This window comes from Mesorhizobium sp. BR1-1-6 (assembly GCF_020165355.1).
Lineage (GTDB): Bacteria > Pseudomonadota > Alphaproteobacteria > Rhizobiales > Rhizobiaceae > Mesorhizobium.
Genome location: NZ_JAIUHZ010000001.1, coordinates 748,607 through 767,905, shown reverse-complemented (window position 1 = coordinate 767,905; position 19,299 = coordinate 748,607). Strand labels below are relative to the sequence as shown.

Below are 19,299 nucleotides of genomic sequence, written 5' to 3'. Positions count from 1 at the left end.
GGCGAAAAGACGGATTTTGAGGCTTATGTCTGACAAAAAGCCTGGAGACCACGCACAGGCACGGCCGGTCCTCGATCGAGGACCGGTCAATCGCCCGGTCAGATTGCCTTGGCGCGCAAGGCGCCGCGGAAGGAATCGCGGAGATAGCCGAGCGTGGCGTCGGCATCGGCCGGCTTGCCGAACAGATAGCCCTGCCCACCGGCGCAGCCGAACTGGACGAGGCGGTCGGCCTGCGCCTCTTCCTCGATGCCTTCGGCGACGACATCCATGCCGAGCCCTTCGCACATTGCGAGAATGGCGCGGATGATGTGCTCCGACGGGCGGTCATCGAGAATGGAGGAGACGAAGGCGCGGTCGATCTTCAACTTATCGAAATGGAATTCGCGCAGCCGCCCGAGCGAGGACTGGCCGGTGCCGAAATCGTCGAGCGAGACGCGGATGCCGACGCGGCGCAGGTCCTCGACGATCTGCGCGGCCGAGGCCGGATCGTTCATCAGGCCGGTCTCGGTAATCTCGATCTCCAGCCGGCGCGGATCGAAGCCCGTACGGTCGAGGATCGCCAATATGTGCAGGCCGGTGTTCTGGTCGACGAGCTGCGAGGGCGACAGGTTGAACGACAGGAACAGGTCCTTCGGCCAGCTTCTCGCCGCCTCGGTCGCCTTGCGCAGCACTAGCTGCGACAGCGGGCCGATGATGCCGCGCTCCTCGGCGATCGGAATGAAGACGGTCGGCGGCACCGAGCCGAGATCGCGGTCGGTCCAGCGCGCCAGCGTCTCGAAGCCGATGGTGCGGCGCGTGGTGAGGTCGACGATCGGCTGGAAATGCGGCTCCACCTCGCCGGCCGAGACCGCGCGGCGCAGCGCCTGCTCGATGCGGGTGACGCGCTTGGCCGCCTCTTCCATTTCGCGGGTATAGACAACGACCCGCCCGCGGCCGGACCGCTTGGCATGGTAAAGCGCCGTTTCGGCCTTGTTGATGAGGATCTCGGTGGTCTCGTCGCCGGAATAGAACAGCGAACAGCCGACGGAGGCCGACAGCCTGGCGGTGCGTTCGCCGACATCATACGGGGCCGACAGGATTTCGATCAGCATGCGCGACTTTTCGGCCGCCGCCTCCTCGCTGAACACCAGCGGATAGAGGAAGGCGAATTCGTCGGCGCCGATGCGGCAGACGGTGGAGTGGCCGTCCATCGAGGCGCGCAGCCGCATCGCCACCTGGATCAGGATGTCGTCGCCGGCCTTGTGGCCGAACAGATCGTTGATCGGCTTGAAACCATCAAGGTCGAGAATGCCGACGGTGAAGGGCGCGGGATCGTCGGCACGGTCGCTGATCAGGCGATCGACCTTGTCGAAGAAGCGGCGATGATTGCCAAGCCCGGTCAACGGATCGGTGAATGCCAGATCCGTGCTCTCCCTGTTTGCCTGACCGGTGCCAAACGAAGTTTGCATCGGTGTCCCTGTTTCTCGAAGTCGGAATTTATTTCCGAGACTGGCAGCAAACCCTTTAGGAAACGTATCGGGAAAATCGATTTTTCGCCGCTAGAGCGCGTTGCCCTCCGCAAAGCCGTCCGGGCTCAACGGCGTCGTCGCTCACGCGGATTCTCAGCCGGCGGGGCGAACGCGATAGAGCTCCAGCGGCGTGCCCTGGGTCTCCGCCACCGGTTCCAGCCAATCCGGCACGCTGCCATGCATCAACCCGGCCAGAAAGCCGTCAGGCGCCTTGGTTGCGAGAAGCCTGGTTTCGGGATTGCCGCGGCAGAGCGCGACAATCCCGACGCGATGGCTTGCCACGACGGCTTTCGCGTCAGTGGCCGAGCCCAGCAAGGCATCGAATACGAGCAGGTTTCCGGCGACGTTGCGGTGGTAGGGCCCAGCGAGCGCGCGATGACCGGTAAAGGCCAGGATCGGCGAGCCGAGATTGGAGATGGCCAGCACCGTGGTGTGAGGCATGCGGGCGAGCGCGGCGAACGAGGCCTTGCTGTTGCAAGGTGCATCGATGCCGGCGTCGGTGACGGCCGCACCGGTCTGGAAGGCGCTCGATGCCGCCTCGGCAGCGCTGGACCAAACCGCATTGACCGAGATCAGCCAGGCTGCGGCCATACGGAGCACGGAGCCACCGGACGGACTGTTTTCGGCGCGCTGCCGCCATTTGGCGATCCAGGCGCAAAGCGGGATCACCGCGAAGGCGATGGAGAAGGTCGAGCCGCGGACCTCCCAGGCGCTGACCAGGAAAGCCACCACCAGCAGCGCGCCGACGAGACTGTCCTGCCGCCGCCAGCCGCCCTTGCCGAGACGCAGCGCCATCAGGACGATCGCCACCAGCGGCGTCGCGAAGCGCGCCACCGCTCTGGCCGGATCGGCCGCGACGAGCTGGAATATCGACTGCGCTTCGTCGATATGACCGAGCCACATCTGCTGGAGGCGCGGGTCGAGGCCGGCATAGGGGGCAGCCAGGCATTGCGGGAACAGAAACATCACGACAAGGATAAGCACGAACGCCAGCAGGCCGAGCGAGACCAGGCGACGGCCGTACGTCGCATTGGCGGCGCCCCATCGGGCGATGACCGCAAGGCCGGCGCCGGCAAGCGCGGCAACCACGAAGTGCACGGTCGAGAAGGTGTCGCACTGCGTCTGCCCCCATGCCGACGCCGGTATGGTGGTGATGAAAACAAGGGCCGAGACGGCGGTGACGCCCAAGCCAAAATCCCTGGCGATCAGCCTTTCGCCGCCACCGCTGACGAGGAACAGCAGGGCGACGATGGCGCCCAGGGTTCCAGCATAGGGGGCGCTTTCCATGCCGATCGCCAAAGCCAGGGTGGCGCACGCGCCGGCAAACAGGGCGGCGGGCCGGTGGCGAGGGGCTTCAAGCAGCAAAGCCAAGCCGGCCAAGGTCAGCATCAGCTGGACATTGTGGTGATCGAGTGCGCCGGGCGAGAAGATTCCGAGATAATACAGGGCCGCTCCGCCGACCACCGCGGCGGGCAAGACCGCGTGCTCGCCAGCGAAAGCGCGCGCGGCGCGCATGATGGAGAACAGCGCGAGCCAGAATTGCAGGAGCGGCCAGAGCACCTGCACGACCTGCTCGCCCAAAGCGGCACTGCCCGTCTGGGCCGACAGGGCAAGCATGCCGAGCGCCAGCGGGGCGTCGAGCAGCCGCGACCAGTGCATGACGAAGCCACCCTCCAGCCCCATCCTGTACTGGTGCAGGTCGAACCAGCCCTGGCCGGCCAGGAGGTCGCGAACCTCCACCAGTTGCAGCAGGCTGTCATTGTCGCCGGCCGGGTTGGCCAGTTGCGGGAATCCGGCATAGAGATCGAGCGCCAGCAGCAGCAAGGCGGCAAGCAACGCAAACGCTATGTCGGACTTCCAGGTGGAAGCGCCGTTGCTGGCTGTGCTCATCCCATCGCCCCTGGCAGGAATGCCGGGCTTTTTCGGCCAATCGACACTCGTGAAGTCGGCCTTAAACCTAGCCTTAACGGCTTCAATAAATAGTAAAACCGCCTGAACGCGCCTGACTTTCGGCGCGAACCGCGCGTGGCGGCGAGGCACCCGGAGAGGAAAATGCCGCAAGAGCTTCGCTACGAACCCTCCATCGCCGTGCTGCTGCCTTGCTACAACGAGGAATTGACGATCGCCGAGGTGGTGCGGCGCTTCCGCGAGACGCTGCCTTTGGCGACGGTCTATGTCTACGACAACAATTCGCGCGACCTGACCGCGCTCAGGGCCCGCGCCGCCGGCGCCATCGTGGTGCGCGAACCGCGCCAGGGCAAGGGCAATGTGGTGCGGCGCATGTTCGCCGACATCGACGCCGACATTTACCTGATGGCCGACGGCGACGGCACCTATGCGCCGGAAGACGCGCCGCAATTGATCAACACGCTTCTGACCGAGCGCTCCGACATGGCGGTGGGCACCCGGCGCGGCGTCACCGACGATGCCGGCAGGACTGGCCATGCCTTCGGCAACCGCGTCTTCAACAGCCTCTATAAAGGGCTGTTCGGCAGCGATTTCACCGACATCTTCTCGGGCTACCGCGTCTTCACCCGGCGCTTCGTCAAGAGCTTCCCGGCCGTCTCCGGCGGCTTCGAGATCGAGACCGAAATGTCGGTGCATGCCTCGCAGCTCAAATTGCCCGTCAGCGAGATCGCGCTCGATTACGGCAAGCGGCCGGACGGCTCGTCGTCGAAGCTTTCGACGTTTCGCGACGGCGCCAGGATCCTTTGGATGTTCGCCATGCTGATGAAGGAAACGCAACCGCTACGTTTCTTCGGCGCCTTCGCCCTGGTCTTCCTGGCGTCGAGCCTGTTCCTGATGGCGCCGGTGCTGGTCGAATTCGCCGAGACCGGGCTGGTGCCGCGCATGCCGACATGGGTGCTGTCGGTCGGCCTGCTCTTGCTCTCGATGCTGGCTGGTGTGACTGGGGTGATCCTCGATTCGGTGTCGCGCGGCCGCGCCGAACAGAAGCGCATCTTCTACCTGTCGATGCCTTCGGGCCGCATAGAGCGGCGCGAGCGCGCCAGCGAGCCGACTGCCGCGAAGGCCGGCCCAGGCAAGACGCCTCGCGCCGCATGAAGCGGTGAGCCGTCTTATCCGCTTCCTCTTTGCCGGCGGCATCGGCTTCGTCGCCGACGCGGCCGCCCTCTGGCTGCTGCTTGCCGTCACGCCGCTCGGCCCTTTCAGCGCCCGCATGCTGTCCATCGGCTTTGCACTCTGCGTCACCTGGCAGATAAACCGGCATCTGACCTTCTCGCCGTCGAGCCGCGGCTTGGTGCGGGAAGGTGCCCGCTATGGCAGCATCGGCATAGCCACCAGCATCGCCAACTATCTGGTCTACTGCGCCATCCTTGTCGTCCTGCCGACAACCCCGCCATTGGCCGCCCTTGCTTTCGCTTCGCTGGCCGCCATGGCGCTGTCCTTTCTCGGCTATTCCAGGCTGGTCTTCGACCGCTAGAGGCGTGGCCCGATTGGCAGAAGGCGCCGGGACCCTTATATCGCTCTCTCATCGACCGTGCTGGGGACCTGCCATGAAGCTGAAAATCGCCGTCCAGATGGACCACATCTCCACCGTGTCGATCGCCGGAGACACTTCGTTCGCGCTGTCGCTGGAGGCGCAGCGGCGCGGCCATCAGCTCTACCACTACACGCCCGACCGGCTGTCGCTGCGCGACGGCAAGGTGTTCGCCCGCATCGAGGAGATGCAGGTACGCGACGAGAAGGGCAGCCACTATTCGCTGGGGGAGAAGGTGCGAACCGACCTGTCGGAGATGGACGTGATCCTGCTGAGACAGGATCCGCCCTTCGACATGAACTACATCACCACCACGCACATACTGGAGCGCATCCACCCCAGGACGCTGGTGGTCAACGACCCGGCCTGGGTGCGCAACAGCCCGGAAAAGATCTTCGTCACCGAGTTTTCCGACCTGATGCCGGAAACGCTGATCACCAAGGATCCCCAGGAGGTCGCCGCCTTCCGCAAGGAATTCGGCGACATCATCGTCAAGCCGCTCTACGGCAATGGCGGCGCGGGCATCTTCCACCTGCTGGAGGCCGACCGCAACCTCGCCTCGCTGCTCGAAATGTTCGGCCAGTTGTTCCGTGAGCCCTACATCGTGCAGCGCTACCTGAAGGACGTGCGCAAGGGCGACAAGCGCATCATCCTGATCGACGGCGAACCGGTCGGGGCCATCAACCGGGTGCCGGCCGAGCACGATTCCCGCTCCAACATGCATGTCGGCGGCCGCGCCGAGAAGACCGAGCTGACCGAGCGCGAGCGCGAGATCTGCGCCCGCATCGGGCCGGCACTGAGGGAACGCGGCTTCATCCTCGTCGGCATCGACGTCATCGGCGACTACATGACCGAGATCAACGTGACCTCGCCGACCGGCGTGCGCGAAGTCAAACGCTTCGGCGGCGCCGACATCGCCAGCCTGTTCTGGGACGCGGTGGAGGCCAAGCGGAAATAGCCGTTTTCATTTTGTATTAACCATGTTCCGTTTTTGCAACCGGAGACAATCGCGCCGCAACTTAAGCGATTGCATGTTCCTGTAATGTTCTTGATTTAGCCGAGGAACTGTGATTGTCTCCGGCCCAGGCCCTTCGCGGCCTGATTGCAAAAGGCTTGGGGCAAGCCCAGATCCGGGGGCAAGACATGGTGGCGCGGGTTCGCACGGTTGCTTTCCAAGGCATCGAGGCCGTGCCGGTCGACGTGCAGGTGATGATCGCGCCCGGCAAGGTCAACATGCACATCGTTGGCCTGGCCGACAAAGCGGTGGCCGAAAGCCGCGAACGGGTGCAGGCGGCACTGCATGCTTCCGGCCTGTCGATGCCGTCCAAGAAGGTCACTGTCAACCTGGCGCCCGCCGACCTGCCCAAGGAGGGCAGCCACTACGATTTGCCGATCGCGCTCGGCCTGATGGCGGCGCTTGGCGCCATTCCGGGCGACATGCTGGCCGGCTATGTCGTGCTTGGCGAACTATCGCTCGACGGCACTATCGCCGCCGTCGCCGGCGCCTTGCCGGCCGCGATTGGGGCCAATTCTGAAGGCAAGGGCCTGATCTGCCCCTTCGCCTGCGGCCCGGAAGCCGCCTGGGCCGGCAAGGACTTTGACATACTCGCGCCGCGCAGCCTGATTGCCATCGCCAATCATTTCCGCGGCACGCAGGTGCTGTCCCGGCCGGAGGCCGGCATCCATGCCGCGGCGCGCGACCTGCCCGATCTTGCCGATATCAAGGGCCAGGAAACCGCCAAACGAGCGCTGGAGGTGGCGGCGGCCGGTGGGCACAACCTGCTGATGGTCGGCCCGCCCGGATCGGGAAAATCGATGCTGGCGCAGCGGCTGCCGTCGATCCTACCGCCGCTGGCGCCGAAGGAATTGCTCGAAGTGTCGATGATCGCCTCCGTCGCCGGCGAGCTCGGCGAAGGCAAGCTGACCGACCGGCGGCCGTTCCGCGCGCCGCACCATTCGGCCTCGATGGCGGCGATGGTCGGCGGCGGCATCCGGGCGCGGCCGGGCGAAGTGTCGCTTGCGCACCACGGCGTGCTGTTCCTCGACGAATTTCCCGAATTCACGCCGCAGACGCTCGACGCGTTGCGCCAGCCACTGGAGACCGGCGACTGCATGATCGCGCGGGCCAATCACCGCGTCACCTATCCGGCGCGCATCCAGCTTGTGGCGGCGATGAACCCGTGCCGATGCGGCATGGCCGGCGAACCGGGCTATCGCTGCTTGCGCGGCGATCGCTGCCGCACCGACTACCAGGCCCGCATCTCGGGCCCGCTGCTCGACCGCATCGACCTCAGGATCGAGGTGCCGGCGGTTTCGGCCAGCGACCTGATCCGGCCCGACCGGGCGGAGAAGAGCGCCGACGTGGCGCTGCGCGTGGCGCGTGCCCGCGCCCTCCAGCGCGAGCGCTTCGAACGGCTCGGCGTCACCAGCGCCACCACGAACGCGCATTGCGCGCCGGCGGTCATCGAGGAGATCGCCATGCCCGACGCATCGGGCCTGTCGCTGCTCAAGGACGCCAGCGAAAAGCTCGGCTTCTCGGCGCGGGCCTATCACCGTGTGCTGAAGGTGGCGAGAACACTGGCCGATCTCGACGCCAGCGAGACCGTCGGCCGCATTCACTTGGCCGAAGCGATCTCTTACCGGATGAGTTCGGAGCGGGTGGCACAGGCGGCGTAGCGCGCTCTCGCTCGAGAGGAGGGGAACGGAACGCCGCCGGCTCCAAATCTCCGGTTCAGGCCGCTCCCTTCGCCTTCAGTTCCAGCCTCCGCGCGTGCAGCACCGGCTCGGTGTAGCCGTTGGGCTGGATGCGGCCCTTGAAGACGAGGTCGCAGGCGGCCTGGAAGGCGACGGAGCCGTCGAAATCGGCGGCCATCGGCCGGTAGAGCGGGTCGCCTTGGTTCTGCTGGTCGACGATATCAGCCATGCGCTTCATCGTTTCCATCACCTGGTCGGCCGTGCAGACGCCATGATGCAGCCAGTTGGCGATGTGTTGCGAGGAGATGCGCAGCGTGGCGCGGTCCTCCATCAGGCCGACATCGTTGATATCTGGCACTTTCGAGCAGCCGACGCCCTGGTCGATCCAGCGCACGACATAGCCCAGAATGCCTTGCGCGTTGTTGTCGAGTTCCGCCTGGATGTCGGCCGGAGACCAGTTGGGCCGCACCGCGACCGACACCGACAGGATGTCGTCGAGCTTGGCCTTCGGCCGGCTCTTCAGCGCCGCCTGGACGGCGTGGACATCGACCTTGTGATAATGGGTGGCGTGCAGCGTCGCCGCGGTCGGCGAAGGCACCCAGGCGGTGTTGGCGCCGGCCTTGGGGTGGGCGATCTTCTCGGTGAGCATCGCCGCCATCAAATCGGGCATCGCCCACATGCCCTTGCCGATCTGGGCATGGCCGGCAAGCCCGCATTCTAGCCCGGTGTCGACATTCCAGGCCTCGTAGGCGGAAATCCAGGCGGCCTGCTTCATGTCGCCCTTGCGGATCATCGGGCCGGCTTCCATCGAGGTGTGGATCTCGTCGCCGGTGCGGTCGAGGAAGCCTGTGTTGATGAACACGACGCGCTCCCTGGCGGCGCGGATCGCCTCCTTGAGGTTGACGGTGGTGCGCCGCTCCTCGTCCATGATGCCCATCTTGATGGTATTTTTGGCCATGCCGAGCAAGGCCTCGACGCGATCGAATATCTCGACGGCGAAGGCGACTTCCTCGGGTCCATGCATCTTGGGCTTCACGACATACATCGAGCCCGCGCGGGAATTGGCGCGGCGGCCGTTCGGCCCGATATCGTGCAGCGCGATCAGCGCGGTCAGCGCGGTGTCCATGATGCCTTCCGGCACCTCGTTGCCGTCTCGGTCCGTTATCGCCGGATTGGTCATGAGGTGGCCGACATTCCTGACCAGCATCAGCGAGCGGCCGGGCAGCGTCACCGTGCCGCCATTTGGCGAGGTGTAGGACCGATCGGGGTTGAGCTTGCGGACAAAAGTCCGGCCGCCCTTGGTGATCTCTTCGGCCAGGTCGCCCTTCATCAGGCCAAGCCAGTTGCGGTAGACGACAACCTTGTCCTGCGCATCCACCGCCGCGACCGAATCCTCGCAGTCCTGGATGGTGGTCAGCGCCGATTCCAGGATGATGTCGGCGATGCCGGCCGGATCGGTACGGCCGATCTGGTTATCGCGGTCGATCAATATCTCGATATGCAGGCCGTTGCTGACCAGCAGCACGGCTTGCGGGTTGGCGGCATCGCCGCGATAAGCGACGAACTGCCTGACATCGGCAAGCGTGGTCGAGCCGGCGCCGGCGCTGAGCCGCAGCGCGCCATTGGCCAGCGAAAGGCCGTTGACGCCGGCCCATTTGCCCGATGTGAGCGGCACCGACTGGTCGAGAAAGTCCTTGGCCCAGGCGACGACTTTCGCACCGCGCGCGGGGTTGAATCCGTTGCCCTTCCCGGCGCCGTCCGTCTCGGGAATCGCGTCGGTGCCGTAAAGCGCATCATAGAGCGAGCCCCAGCGCGCATTGGCGGCGTTGAGCGCATAGCGCGCATTCATCACCGGCACCACAAGCTGCGGCCCGGCGACGACGGCGATCTCGGGATCAACCTTTTCGGTCGTCACCGAGAAGACCGGGCCTTCGGGGACGAGATAGCCGATCTCCTTCAGGAAGGTTTTGTAGGCTTCCATGTCGACCGGCGCGCCATTGGCGCGATACCAGTCATCGAGCTTTTCCTGGATAGCGTCGCGCTTTGCCAGCAGTGCCCGGTTCTTCGGCGCGAGGTCGTGGACGATGGCCGAAAAGCCGTTCCAGAATTTGTCCGGGTCGATGCCGGTGCCCGGAGCGGCCTCGTTGACAACGAAGTCATGAAGTTCGCGGGCGATCCGCAATCCGGCGATTTCGACGCGATCGGTCATCAGGCTACTCCAGATGAAAGGCTTTCGCGGGCCTTTGGCATGTTGGGAGTGCAGGGTCAATTCAGCTTAGGGTGAAGGCAAGGCAGGTAGGCGCGGTTTTTAGGCTTGGTGCCGGCGGCGACGCTGCCAATCTCCCCCCAAGTGGGGGAGATGCCCGGCAGGGCAGAGGGGGGCGCGAAGGAATGCCGACCTCGGCAAGTTTCGGTATTTCGTGCAGTCGGTCGACGTCGAGTATGAGCGGGCGCTGCTCCGAGACGCTGGCGGGACAGCGCCCCCCTCTGGCCTGCCGGCCATCTCCCCCACAAGGGGGGAGATTACACCCTCCATCACACCGCGATCCGTGGCCTGCCCGAAGCCACCGCCACCACATGTGCCTCGATGAACATACGCTGGGCTTCGACGGTGGAGACGCGGAATTCGGTCGCGACATCGATCTCGGCGCTGTCAGTGCCGGCATCCCTGGCGCGCTGCGCAGCGATGCTGCGCACATCGGCCTCGGCGGCCGCGATCGCCGCCGCCTCGTCGAGGAAATCGCGCACGGTCTCGCCCGAGGCAAGACGGAACAGACCTTCCTTGGGCTGGCTGACGCGCGCCTCCGCCGATACCCGGACCTGGCCGACAACGGCGCCGAGCGCGTTGGCGACATCGGTGTCATCAGGCACCACGCAGTCATTGCCGACCAATGGCGGGAGTCCGGCATAGTGCAGCGGCGCGGAGGCACCGAGGCCGATCACCGGCCGGTCGAGCGCGACGCTCAGGCGCGCAATGCCGGGATGCGCGTCGACGGCGCGCTGCACCAGCGCATGCGCAACGGTGGCCGCGCCGTCGAGCCCGTCCTCGGCGAAGGCGGTTTGGAGGATATATTCGGCCGACCAGCGCGTCAGCGCCGCCAGCACGCGCTCCGAAATCGCCTCGGGAGAGGCCGCGATCGCCTGGCCGCGGCCGTCGCGCTTGCGGGCAAACAGCTCTGCGCCGAGGCGGGCGGCCGCGGCATCCCAGTTCGCCTGCTTGCCAAGCACATGCGCCGCATCCGACGGGGTGAAACCTGAAATGTGCACCAGCCCGCGCGACACCAGGCGGTTCAGGGTAGCGTTCTGGGCATTCGAGGTCAAAAGCCTGTCGAGGGGCAAGGGCATTGCGCCGATCGCTTCATAGAGCCTTGCTTCCGGAGCCGTCAGCCCGGCGGCAAGACGGTCGGGCACGCCGGTGCGCACCGCGAAGCGGCCGTCCATGCGGCCGGTGTTCGGCGCGCGCAGCTGGCGCTCGAGTTCCGCCAGAACGGCCTCGCGATGCACCATGCCGGCCAGCGCCAGCGGCACCAGCCGGCGCGGTCCAAGCAGGAGCCTGGGGTTGAGAGCGCCGTCTTCCAACGCCACTTCGGAATCGCCGCCGAGGCCGAAGGTGCGCATGGCGACGGCCTCGACCATGGTGCGGAAGCCGCCGACGGTGGCGCCTTCCGGATCGAGCCGCGGCCGTCCCTTGTCGAGCACCGCAACATCGGTGGTGGTGCCGCCGATGTCGGAAACCACCGCGTTTTCCAATCCGGTCATGTGGTGCGCGCCGACCAGGCTGGCGGCCGGGCCGGAGAGAATGGTCTCGATCGGCCGCTGGCGGGCGAACGCCGCCGACACCAGCGCACCGTCGCCGCGCACCACCATCAGGGGCGCGGCGATGCCGCGCGCCTCGAGAAAGCCTTCGGTCGCCGCCACCAGCCGGTCGATCATCGAGATCAGCCGGGCGTTGAGCAGCGTCGTCAGCGCCCGGCGCGGGCCGCCGAGCTTGGCCGACAATTCATGGCTCGCGGTGACCGGCAGGCCGGTTTTCTCCCGGATCAGCTCGCGGGCGGCGATCTCGTGCGCCGGGTTGCGGGTGGCGAAATAGGCGCAGACGGCAAAGCCCGAGACCGAGCCGCCGAGTCCGGGCAGCGCCGCCTCGAGGCCGGACAGATCGAGCTTGGCGGTATTGCCATGCACATCGTGGCCGCCGGGGCAGAACACGACCGGATCGGTGCCCAATGCCGCCTTCAGCCCATCGCGGGCAAGGTCCGCCTCGGAAAAGCCGATCATCACCAGCGCGACGCGGCCACCCTGGCCCTCGACCAGCGCGTTGGTGGCAAGCGTCGTCGACATGGAGACAAGCTTGATGGCGGCCGGATCGGTGACCGCTTTTTCCAGAACCGCGTCGACGGCGCCGGAAATGCCAACGGCGAGATCGTGCCTGGTGGTCAGAGCCTTGGCCTTGGCCAGCACCTTTCCCTTGTTCGGCCCGCTCTGCGGGCCTTCGGTTTCGGACCACAGCACGGCATCGGTGTAGGTGCCGCCGGTGTCGATGCCGAGGAAAAGAGGTTTTGGCTTGGTCTTGGTCATGTCTGATGATGGCCCGAGCAGATAGGAAAATACTTCTCGCCCTTAACCTATAGCGGCCGGACGATAAAGCTGAGAGCGCTGGGCCACGGGAGGAGTTCGATCTCCCCCACGAGGGGGGAGATTGGCAGCTTCAATGGCAGGGTCAACCTACCCCACGAACCCAACCTTTTTATGCGACCCATCGCAATACGGCTTGTTCGCCGAATGGCCGCAGCGGCATAGGAAGGCGCGTTGCGTGCGGTCGACCGTGTGGCCGGTGCCGGTGACGATTTCGACATTGCCTTCGAGCTTGAGCGGCCCGTCTTTCGTCGGCGTAACCTTGAGTGGCCCGTCGCGCGCGTCCAGCGCCGGCGTGTCCTTCAGCGCCGGCTCGCCGGTGGCGGCAAAACCTGATTTGTTGTGGCTGCCGTCGCAGAACGGCTTGTTCTGCGACGCGCCGCAGCGGCAGAGCGTGGCGCGGTGTAACGTCTCGCCGTCGAGCATAATCTCGGCGTGGACGGCCAGCGGGCCATTTTCCCTGATGCGCACGGTGTTGACCACCGGCGGCCTTTCCTGCGGCCCGCCATCCTTCCTGACATAGGTAATGGCGCCTGACGGGCAGCTTTCGGCAATGGCGACGATCTTCTCGACGCTGGCCGCGTCGGGATGGATCCACTCTCCCGGCGCGTTCGGCACGAAGACATGCGGATCGCCCAGCACGCAATTGCGCGAATGGATGCAGCGCCGGCCGGCAAAGCCGACGTCTATCTTCTCGCCCTCGACCGGACCTGCCATCGCCTTGCTCCTGTTGCCTGACGCACGCCGCCTGGATGCGGCGTGCTTTGGGTGCTGTTCTTGCAGGCTATGCCCCAGGCAGGAAAAGCGTCAAGCTGGCAAGCCGGTCAGGGAACCAGTTCGATTTCCTCGGTCTCGCCGCCGCTGCAGGTATAGCAGCAATCGTCGCATTTTTCCTTGTCGCCGGGGCCGACGCCCCAATAGGTGCCTTCGTCGCCGTCGACCCAGGCGCCGTAGCAGATCGATTCGCCCTCGTCGCAGGAGACCGGCAATTGCCTGGTCTCGCCGTCATCGAGGTAGAAATCCTTGCCGTTGCCCGGCCACACATAGTCGCGGTCCTGGCTGTAGAGCTCGAGGCGCATGGCATTGGGATGGCTGTTCTTGATGGCGAAGGTGACGTCGCCGGCATGGGCCGACGGCACCAGCAGTATGGCAAGAGACAGCGCGGCCAGCGAGCGGCGCGCATAGGCGTAGAACATGATATCCCCCAAAAATAAACGGCCCACCCGGCCGCCTTGCGGGCATTGCACGGGGCGAGCGATCGCTAAAGGGGGCGACCGCGACAATCCCGGACTAATTTTGGGGAGATTGGCGCTACTCCACCAGGTCGACGGTCTCGGTCGAATGGTGCACGCAGATGAAACAGCAATCGTCGCAGGGCCGGTCGTTGTCCGGGCCGACGCCGGCCGAGATGGCGTCATTGCCGTTGACCCACGCGCCGTAGCAGATGCGTTCGCCCTCATTGCACGAAATCGGCACCGATTTGCGTGAGCCGGGATCGATCAGGAACACCTTGTCGTCGCCCGGCCAGACCGTTTCGCGGTCGCGGCTGAACAGTTCGACCGCAACGGCCTGCCCGCGCTGGTTCTTGACGAAGAAAGCCATGTCGGCAGCCCCAGCCGAGGTGGTGAAAACCAATGCCGCGAGTGTGGCCGCGCGAAAGAGCGTCACGATTGGACCTTTCGAATCATGCCGGCAGACTCGCATGGCCGCCGCGAACTAGGAAGCCGCCTCCGCCGCGATCTGGCGTCCCAGCCGCAGCGTTTCCCGCACCAGCAGGTGAAGATCGTCGCGCCGGGTCCGGTGGTTGGTGATCGCCACGCGCAGGCAATGCTGGCCTTGCACCGTCGTGTCCGACAGTGCCGCAATGCCTTGTTCCTGCAAACGCAGCATGATCTCAGTGTTGAACCGCTTAAGCTCCTCGCCGGACGCCCCGGCAAGCCGATGCCGGAAGCAGACGATGTTGATCGTGGTCGGCGCCATCAGCACCAGCGACGGCTCGTCCTCGATCAATCCGGCGAGATAGGCCGCTTGCGCGATGTTCTGGTCGATCAGGCGGCCGAATTTGTCGACGCCATGCTCCTTCAGCGCCATCCATACTTTGAGCGCGCGAAAGCCGCGCGACGTCTGCAAACCGTAGTCGTGCAGCCATTCGCCGGAGGCGAGACCACGCGGCGTCGATTCCAGATATTCGGGGGTCACGGCGAAGGTACGGCGATGCGCGAGGGCGTCCCTGACCAGGGCGCAGCCGGCCTCGAACGGCGCGTGCAGCCATTTGTGCGGATCGAGCGCGATCGAATCGGCCCATTCGATGCCGGCGACGCGATGGGCGTTCTGCGGAGCGATGGCGACCAGGGCGCCGATGCAGCCATCGACATGGAACCAGAGCTCTTCCTCATGCGCCAGCTTGGCAAGCGCCCGCAGGTCGTCGATCGCTCCGGTGTTGACGGTGCCGGCATTGCCGATGACGCAGGCCGGTTTGAAGCCCGCCTGGCGGTCCTCGGCAATTGCCGCCCGCAAGGCCGCGATGTCGATGCGCAGCCCGGCATCGGTCGGTATTCGCCGCAAGGCCCGGTTGCCGAGGCCGAGCGCCTCCATGGCTTTGCGGTGACAGGAATGGAGTTGGTCCGAGCCATAATAGCGCAGGGGCTTCTCGATGGCGGCAACGCCGTGCTCGCGCACGTCGATGCCGGCCTTGACGTTGCGCGCCACCGTCAGCCCGATCATGTTTGCCATCGAACCGCCGCTGACCAGCGTGCCGCTGGCCGAGACGGGAAACCCCAGCATTTGCTTGCACCAGTTGACGACCTGGCAGTCCATCAGCCCGGCGGCATGGTTGCCGCCGCCGAGGTTGGAACCCTGGATCGCCGCCAGGAAATCGCCGAGCGCGCCGGTGAAGTTGCTCGAGCCCATGTACCAAGCCCAGAAGCGAGGATGGATGTTGCCCATCGGGTATGACATCACGGTGCGGGAGACCTCGCCATAGACGGCGGCTAGCCGCGCCGGCGTTCGCGGCAGGGGTGCGGCGAAGACCTCCCTCACGTCAGCCGGCATCTCCCGCCAGACCGGACGGTCGCGCACGTCGCGCAGATAGTCGACGGCATCGTCGATGACCCGGTGCGACAGGGCCTGCACATCGGCCCAGTCCAGGGGGTCAAGCGTCTCCTCGGCCACAGTGCCAGGGGTTTCCTGCGCGACGTCCATGACAGCCTCCCGTCAAGTCGCCGGGAACTGGCAGCCGGGCGTCGAGCGCGACAGCGCCGTCTCGTCGGCGTCCATCTCGGCATCGATGCCGTCGAACAGCGGCGTCGTCATGTAGCGTTCGCCTGTGTCGGGCAGCATGCACAGGATCACCGATCCGGCCGGCGCCTTCTCGGCGACCTGCCGCGCCACGGCGAAGGTGGCGCCGCCGGAAATGCCGGTGAAGATGCCTTCCTTCTGCGCCAACGCCTTGGCCCATTTGATGCCCTCGGGCCCGGCGATCGGCATCACCTCGTCATAGAGACCGGCATCGACCGCTTCCTGCAGCACGTTGGGGATGAAATCAGGCGTCCAGCCCTGGATCGGATGCGGCTCGAAGGCCGGGTGGCTGGCGGCGGGCGCCCCGTCGGCACCGCGCTGCTGCGCCTTGCCGCTGCCGATGAGCTGGGCGTTGGCCGGCTCGGACAGGATGATACGGACATCCGGCCGCTCACGGCGCAGCACGCGCGCCACGCCGACCACGGTGCCGCCAGTGCCGTAGCCGGTGACGAAGCAATCGAGCCGCGAGCCGGCGAAATCATTGATGATCTCGCGCGCCGTCGTCGCCTCGTGGATGGCGGCGTTGGCCCTGGTTTCGAACTGTCGCGCCAGGAACCAGCCATTGGCCTCGGCCAGCTCCACGGCCTTCTTGTACATGCCGAACCCCTTTTCGGCGCGCGGCGTCAGCACCACCTTGGCACCCAGCATGCGCATCAGCTTGCGGCGCTCGACGGAAAAACTGTCGGCCATGGTGACGACCAGCGGATAGGCTTTCTGCGCGCAGACCATGGCGAGCCCGATGCCGGTGTTGCCGCTGGTGGCCTCGACGATGGTCTGGCCCGGCTTCAACGCGCCGCTGCGCTCGCCCTCCTCGATGATGTTGAGCGCCAGCCGGTCCTTCACCGAGGCAGCCGGGTTGAAGAACTCGGCCTTGACGTAGATCGTCGCGTGGGCCGGGCCAAGATTGTTGATGCGGATGACCGGCGTGTCGCCGACCGTGTCCAAAATGCTGTCGAACAGGCGGCCGCGGCCGGCCGTGGTTCTGATTCTTGCTTGCTGCAACATGTCTGGTCTCCTCGTCTGTGTTGGTACCTTGCGGTCACGGGCCGGTTACAAACCGGCGGCTTGGGCGGCGAGGTTTCGAGACCTTGCCGCGCTAGGGTCGCTCGACGTGCCGGCAATGCGGCTGCCCGCATCCCGGCGCGCAACTCGCAACCGGGTGCGTTCAGGCCGTGTTCGGTGATAAACGAGGGCCGACCGGCCAACGTGGGAGGAAGCGTGGGAGCAAGCGTGGAAATGCACGTGGAATCCGCTCGACCGAGCCTGGATCGCGGTAAGCCCGCTCTTGCCGTGCGCCTGCTCGGGCCGTTTGCGGTCGTGCGCGATGGCGTGCGGGCCGAATTGCCGGCATCGCGCAAGCTGCGCGCGCTGCTTGCCTATCTGGCGCTGGCGCCGCATCCGGTCGGACGCGCTCGGCTGTGCGAGCTCTTGTGGGATGTTCCGAACGACCCCAGGGGCGAGTTGCGTTGGTGCCTCAGCAAGCTTCGCGCCGTCCTCGACGAGCCGGGGCACCGTCGGGTCGAGACACAGGACGACACGGTCGCATTGCGCCTCGACGGCTGTTTCGTCGACGCGCTGGAGGTTAGCGCCGCCGCCGCGCAAGGGATCGCCTCCCTCGACGCGGAGCGCCTGCGATCGCTGTCGGAGCTGTTCGCCGGCGACTTTCTCGACGGTCTGGAGCTCGACCGCAGTCCGTTTTTCGAGAGTTGGCTGATCGCGCAGCGCCGCCGCTTCCAGTCGTCTCACGCCGCCGTGCTGGAGCACCTTGTCGCGGCGGTTCCGCCCGGTTCGGAGGCGGCAGCAGCCGGTCTTGACCGATGGGTGGAGCTGGCGCCGTTCGACGGCCGCGCGCATCTGGCGCTGCTCACGCATCTGGCCGGGCGCGGCGCCATCGGCGCGGCCGAGCAGCACCTGACGGCGACGGCGCAATTGTTCCAATCGGATGGGCTCGACTTCGGACCGGTGCGCGCGGCTTGGCAGGCGCTGCGCGACAAGCCAGCGGAAGATCGGCCAGCGGAAGATCGGCCGTCGGATCGGCCGTCGGATCGGCCGTCGGTAGATCGGCCGGCGGTAGATCGGCTTGCGGCGCAGCCCGCCGGCATCGCGGCATCGCCGCCGTCGCCCGCTCCGGCGGGCGTGGAGCCCAGCCACGCCTCGCTGGCGGTGATGCCGTTCGTCGAGACTGCCGGCCCTTGCGGCACGCGCGGCGGGATCGCCGACGGGCTGACCCATGACATCATCACGCGTCTGGCCAAGCTCAGGGATTTCTTCGTCATCGCGCGCGGCTCGGTCTTCGCGCTCGCCGAGAAAAACATCGCGCCGCAGGAAGCGGGGCGGCAGCTGAATGTGGACTATGTCGCCACCGGCACGGTGGGCACCGTGGCCGGCCGCGTCATCATCGCCGTCGAGCTCATCGAGGTTCGCACGGCCAGGATCGTCTGGGCCGAGAGTTTCGAGCGCCGGGCCGACGACCTCTTCGGCGTGCTCGACGATATCGGCAACGCGATCGTCTCGTCTATCTCGGCCGAGATCGAGACGGTCGAGCGCAACCGCGCCATGCTGAAGGCGCCCAACTCGCTCAACGCCTGGGAGGCCTATCACCGCGGCCTCTGGCACATGTATCGCTTCACCCAGCCGGAAAACGAGTTGGCGCAGCATTTCTTCGGCGTGGCGACGGCGCTCGACCCGACCTTCGCCCGCGCCCATGCCGGCCTGTCCTTCACCCATTGGCAAAGCGCTTTCCAGCGCTGGGGCGACCGCGACCACGAAAGCGCGCTAGCCTACGAGACAGCGGGGCACAGTCTCCTGGTTGACGAACAGAACCCTGCCGCGCACTGGGCGATGGGCCGGGCGCTGTGGCTGCGCGGCGAACAGGACGGATCGCTCTTCGAATTGGAACGGGCAGTGGAGCTCAGCCCCAATTTCGCGCTCGGCCACTATGCGCTGTCCTTCGTCCACTCGCAGTCAGGCGATCCGCAGGCGGCGATCGGCTCTTCCGACCATTCGCGCCATCTCAGCCCTTTCGACCCGCTGCTGTTCGGCATGCTGGGCGCGCGCGCCATGTCGCATGTGCGGCTCGGCCAGTTCGAGGAAGCGGCAGAATGGGCGCTAAAGGCGGCGGCGCGGCCCAATGCCCACGCCATCATCCTGGCGATCGCAGCACACTGCCTGGCGCTGGCCGGGCGGCTCGACGAGGCACACAATTTCGCCGCCGCCCTCCGCAAGGCGCTGCCGGACTACCGCGCCGACGATTTCATCGGCACGTTCCGTTTCGAGGCGGACGCGGAGGCATTGTTCCGGCAAGGCGCAAAGCGGATCGGATTGAACTGAGCCAGCGCAATTCCCGCCGGTTAACGATTTCGGAAGGGGTTGTTTAACCGTTCGTCGCTATGTCACCGCCCGGGAGGGGCATGACAGAGAGTGTATGATGAGCGACAGCCCTGACAAGCGCAATGAATGGCGCGCCATTCTTTACGTACAAGCCCGCGTGGCGGTTCTGTTCGTCCCGGTCGTCGCCAGCCTGCTGATCATCGCCGCACTTGCCGGCAACGACCGCAAATCCGTTCCCGCCGTCGACCGGACGGTGACAGGCTCCGTGCGATAAACGGTTCGGCAGCCTTTCAGCCCTTTAAGAACCTCTGGCCTTCGGCAGATGGTCGGGCTGCCGGA

The 19,299-nt window shown here is 66.1% G+C and carries 15 protein-coding genes; 6 read left to right on the top strand and 9 right to left on the bottom strand.

Translation table 11 applies throughout. The annotated features are described in order from the left end of the window. Positions 1-98: 98 nt before the first annotated feature. On the bottom strand, positions 99-1,448 hold the full coding sequence (locus LB545_RS03755) for a putative bifunctional diguanylate cyclase/phosphodiesterase (RefSeq protein WP_140491655.1): 1,350 nt from the start codon (positions 1,446-1,448) through the stop codon (positions 99-101). A 153-nt stretch (positions 1,449-1,601) separates the two neighbouring features. Then, positions 1,602-3,398, bottom strand: a complete 1,797-nt coding sequence (locus LB545_RS03750) for a GtrA family protein (RefSeq protein ID WP_224704452.1) — start codon at positions 3,396-3,398, stop codon at positions 1,602-1,604. 162 nt (positions 3,399-3,560) lie between these two features. Here LB545_RS03750 and LB545_RS03745 point away from each other — a divergent pair, with 162 nt between their 5' ends. From LB545_RS03745 to LB545_RS03730, 4 genes are all read left to right on the top strand, one after another. Beyond that, positions 3,561-4,571 carry a glycosyltransferase gene (locus LB545_RS03745; protein ID WP_224704450.1) on the top strand — a complete coding sequence of 337 codons (1,011 nt, stop codon included), beginning with the start codon at positions 3,561-3,563 and terminating at the stop codon, positions 4,569-4,571. Between the two features lie 4 nt (positions 4,572-4,575). Next, the gene (locus tag LB545_RS03740; protein ID WP_140514183.1) at positions 4,576-4,950 is read left to right on the top strand and encodes a GtrA family protein; all 375 of its coding nucleotides are present in this window, start codon (positions 4,576-4,578) and stop codon (positions 4,948-4,950) included. Positions 4,951-5,023: 73 nt separating this feature from the next. Beyond that, a complete protein-coding gene (gene gshB, locus LB545_RS03735) occupies positions 5,024-5,965 on the top strand; it encodes a glutathione synthase (RefSeq protein WP_140514181.1) in 942 nt (313 codons plus the stop codon). 185 nt (positions 5,966-6,150) lie between these two features. Then, complete coding sequence (locus LB545_RS03730; protein WP_140738977.1) at positions 6,151-7,683, top strand: YifB family Mg chelatase-like AAA ATPase; 1,533 nt, start codon at positions 6,151-6,153, stop codon at positions 7,681-7,683. A gap of 55 nt (positions 7,684-7,738) precedes the next feature. On the opposite strand, the gene LB545_RS03725 is transcribed toward LB545_RS03730, so the two are convergent. The 7 genes from LB545_RS03725 to LB545_RS03695 form a co-directional block, all read right to left on the bottom strand. After that, positions 7,739-9,910 carry a malate synthase G gene (locus LB545_RS03725; protein ID WP_224704449.1) on the bottom strand — a complete coding sequence of 724 codons (2,172 nt, stop codon included), beginning with the start codon at positions 9,908-9,910 and terminating at the stop codon, positions 7,739-7,741. A gap of 326 nt (positions 9,911-10,236) precedes the next feature. After that, entirely contained in the window at positions 10,237-12,276 is a 2,040-nt protein-coding gene (locus LB545_RS03720; protein ID WP_140879359.1) for a hydantoinase/oxoprolinase family protein, read from the bottom strand. A gap of 147 nt (positions 12,277-12,423) precedes the next feature. Continuing rightward, positions 12,424-13,050 (bottom strand): CDGSH iron-sulfur domain-containing protein, encoded by a 627-nt coding sequence (locus LB545_RS03715; RefSeq protein ID WP_140491673.1) that lies wholly within the window; start codon positions 13,048-13,050, stop codon positions 12,424-12,426. A gap of 107 nt (positions 13,051-13,157) precedes the next feature. Further along, positions 13,158-13,529 (bottom strand): hypothetical protein, encoded by a 372-nt coding sequence (locus LB545_RS03710; RefSeq protein ID WP_140559118.1) that lies wholly within the window; start codon positions 13,527-13,529, stop codon positions 13,158-13,160. A 115-nt stretch (positions 13,530-13,644) separates the two neighbouring features. Further along, the gene (locus LB545_RS03705) at positions 13,645-14,001 is read right to left on the bottom strand and encodes a hypothetical protein (protein ID WP_140524348.1); all 357 of its coding nucleotides are present in this window, start codon (positions 13,999-14,001) and stop codon (positions 13,645-13,647) included. 48 nt (positions 14,002-14,049) lie between these two features. Continuing rightward, the gene (locus tag LB545_RS03700; RefSeq protein ID WP_140628506.1) at positions 14,050-15,534 is read right to left on the bottom strand and encodes a pyridoxal phosphate-dependent decarboxylase family protein; all 1,485 of its coding nucleotides are present in this window, start codon (positions 15,532-15,534) and stop codon (positions 14,050-14,052) included. A gap of 12 nt (positions 15,535-15,546) precedes the next feature. Beyond that, positions 15,547-16,635 carry a PLP-dependent cysteine synthase family protein gene (locus tag LB545_RS03695; protein ID WP_140551729.1) on the bottom strand — a complete coding sequence of 363 codons (1,089 nt, stop codon included), beginning with the start codon at positions 16,633-16,635 and terminating at the stop codon, positions 15,547-15,549. Positions 16,636-16,866: 231 nt separating this feature from the next. On the opposite strand from LB545_RS03695, the gene LB545_RS03690 reads away from it, so the two are divergent. After that, complete coding sequence (locus LB545_RS03690; RefSeq protein ID WP_224704575.1) at positions 16,867-18,960, top strand: transcriptional regulator; 2,094 nt, start codon at positions 16,867-16,869, stop codon at positions 18,958-18,960. Between the two features lie 97 nt (positions 18,961-19,057). After that, the gene (locus LB545_RS03685) at positions 19,058-19,234 is read left to right on the top strand and encodes a hypothetical protein (protein ID WP_181165187.1); all 177 of its coding nucleotides are present in this window, start codon (positions 19,058-19,060) and stop codon (positions 19,232-19,234) included. Positions 19,235-19,299: the final 65 nt, after the last annotated feature.

Bases quoted from the DNA above. Each gene is read 5' to 3' on its own strand.
- LB545_RS03700 (WP_140628506.1), bottom strand. From the start codon at position 15,534: ATGGACGTCGCGCAGGAAACCCCTGGCACTGTGGCCGAGGAGACGCTT.
- LB545_RS03730 (WP_140738977.1), top strand. From the start codon at position 6,151: ATGGTGGCGCGGGTTCGCACGGTTGCTTTCCAAGGCATCGAGGCCGTG.
- LB545_RS03690 (WP_224704575.1), top strand. From the start codon at position 16,867: ATGCACGTGGAATCCGCTCGACCGAGCCTGGATCGCGGTAAGCCCGCT.
- gshB (WP_140514181.1), top strand. From the start codon at position 5,024: ATGAAGCTGAAAATCGCCGTCCAGATGGACCACATCTCCACCGTGTCG.
- LB545_RS03685 (WP_181165187.1), top strand. From the start codon at position 19,058: ATGAGCGACAGCCCTGACAAGCGCAATGAATGGCGCGCCATTCTTTAC.
- LB545_RS03695 (WP_140551729.1), bottom strand. From the start codon at position 16,635: ATGTTGCAGCAAGCAAGAATCAGAACCACGGCCGGCCGCGGCCGCCTG.
- LB545_RS03750 (WP_224704452.1), bottom strand. From the start codon at position 3,398: ATGAGCACAGCCAGCAACGGCGCTTCCACCTGGAAGTCCGACATAGCG.
- LB545_RS03725 (WP_224704449.1), bottom strand. From the start codon at position 9,910: ATGACCGATCGCGTCGAAATCGCCGGATTGCGGATCGCCCGCGAACTT.
- LB545_RS03745 (WP_224704450.1), top strand. From the start codon at position 3,561: ATGCCGCAAGAGCTTCGCTACGAACCCTCCATCGCCGTGCTGCTGCCT.
- LB545_RS03755 (WP_140491655.1), bottom strand. From the start codon at position 1,448: ATGCAAACTTCGTTTGGCACCGGTCAGGCAAACAGGGAGAGCACGGAT.
- LB545_RS03720 (WP_140879359.1), bottom strand. From the start codon at position 12,276: ATGACCAAGACCAAGCCAAAACCTCTTTTCCTCGGCATCGACACCGGC.
- LB545_RS03715 (WP_140491673.1), bottom strand. From the start codon at position 13,050: ATGGCAGGTCCGGTCGAGGGCGAGAAGATAGACGTCGGCTTTGCCGGC.
- LB545_RS03710 (WP_140559118.1), bottom strand. From the start codon at position 13,529: ATGTTCTACGCCTATGCGCGCCGCTCGCTGGCCGCGCTGTCTCTTGCC.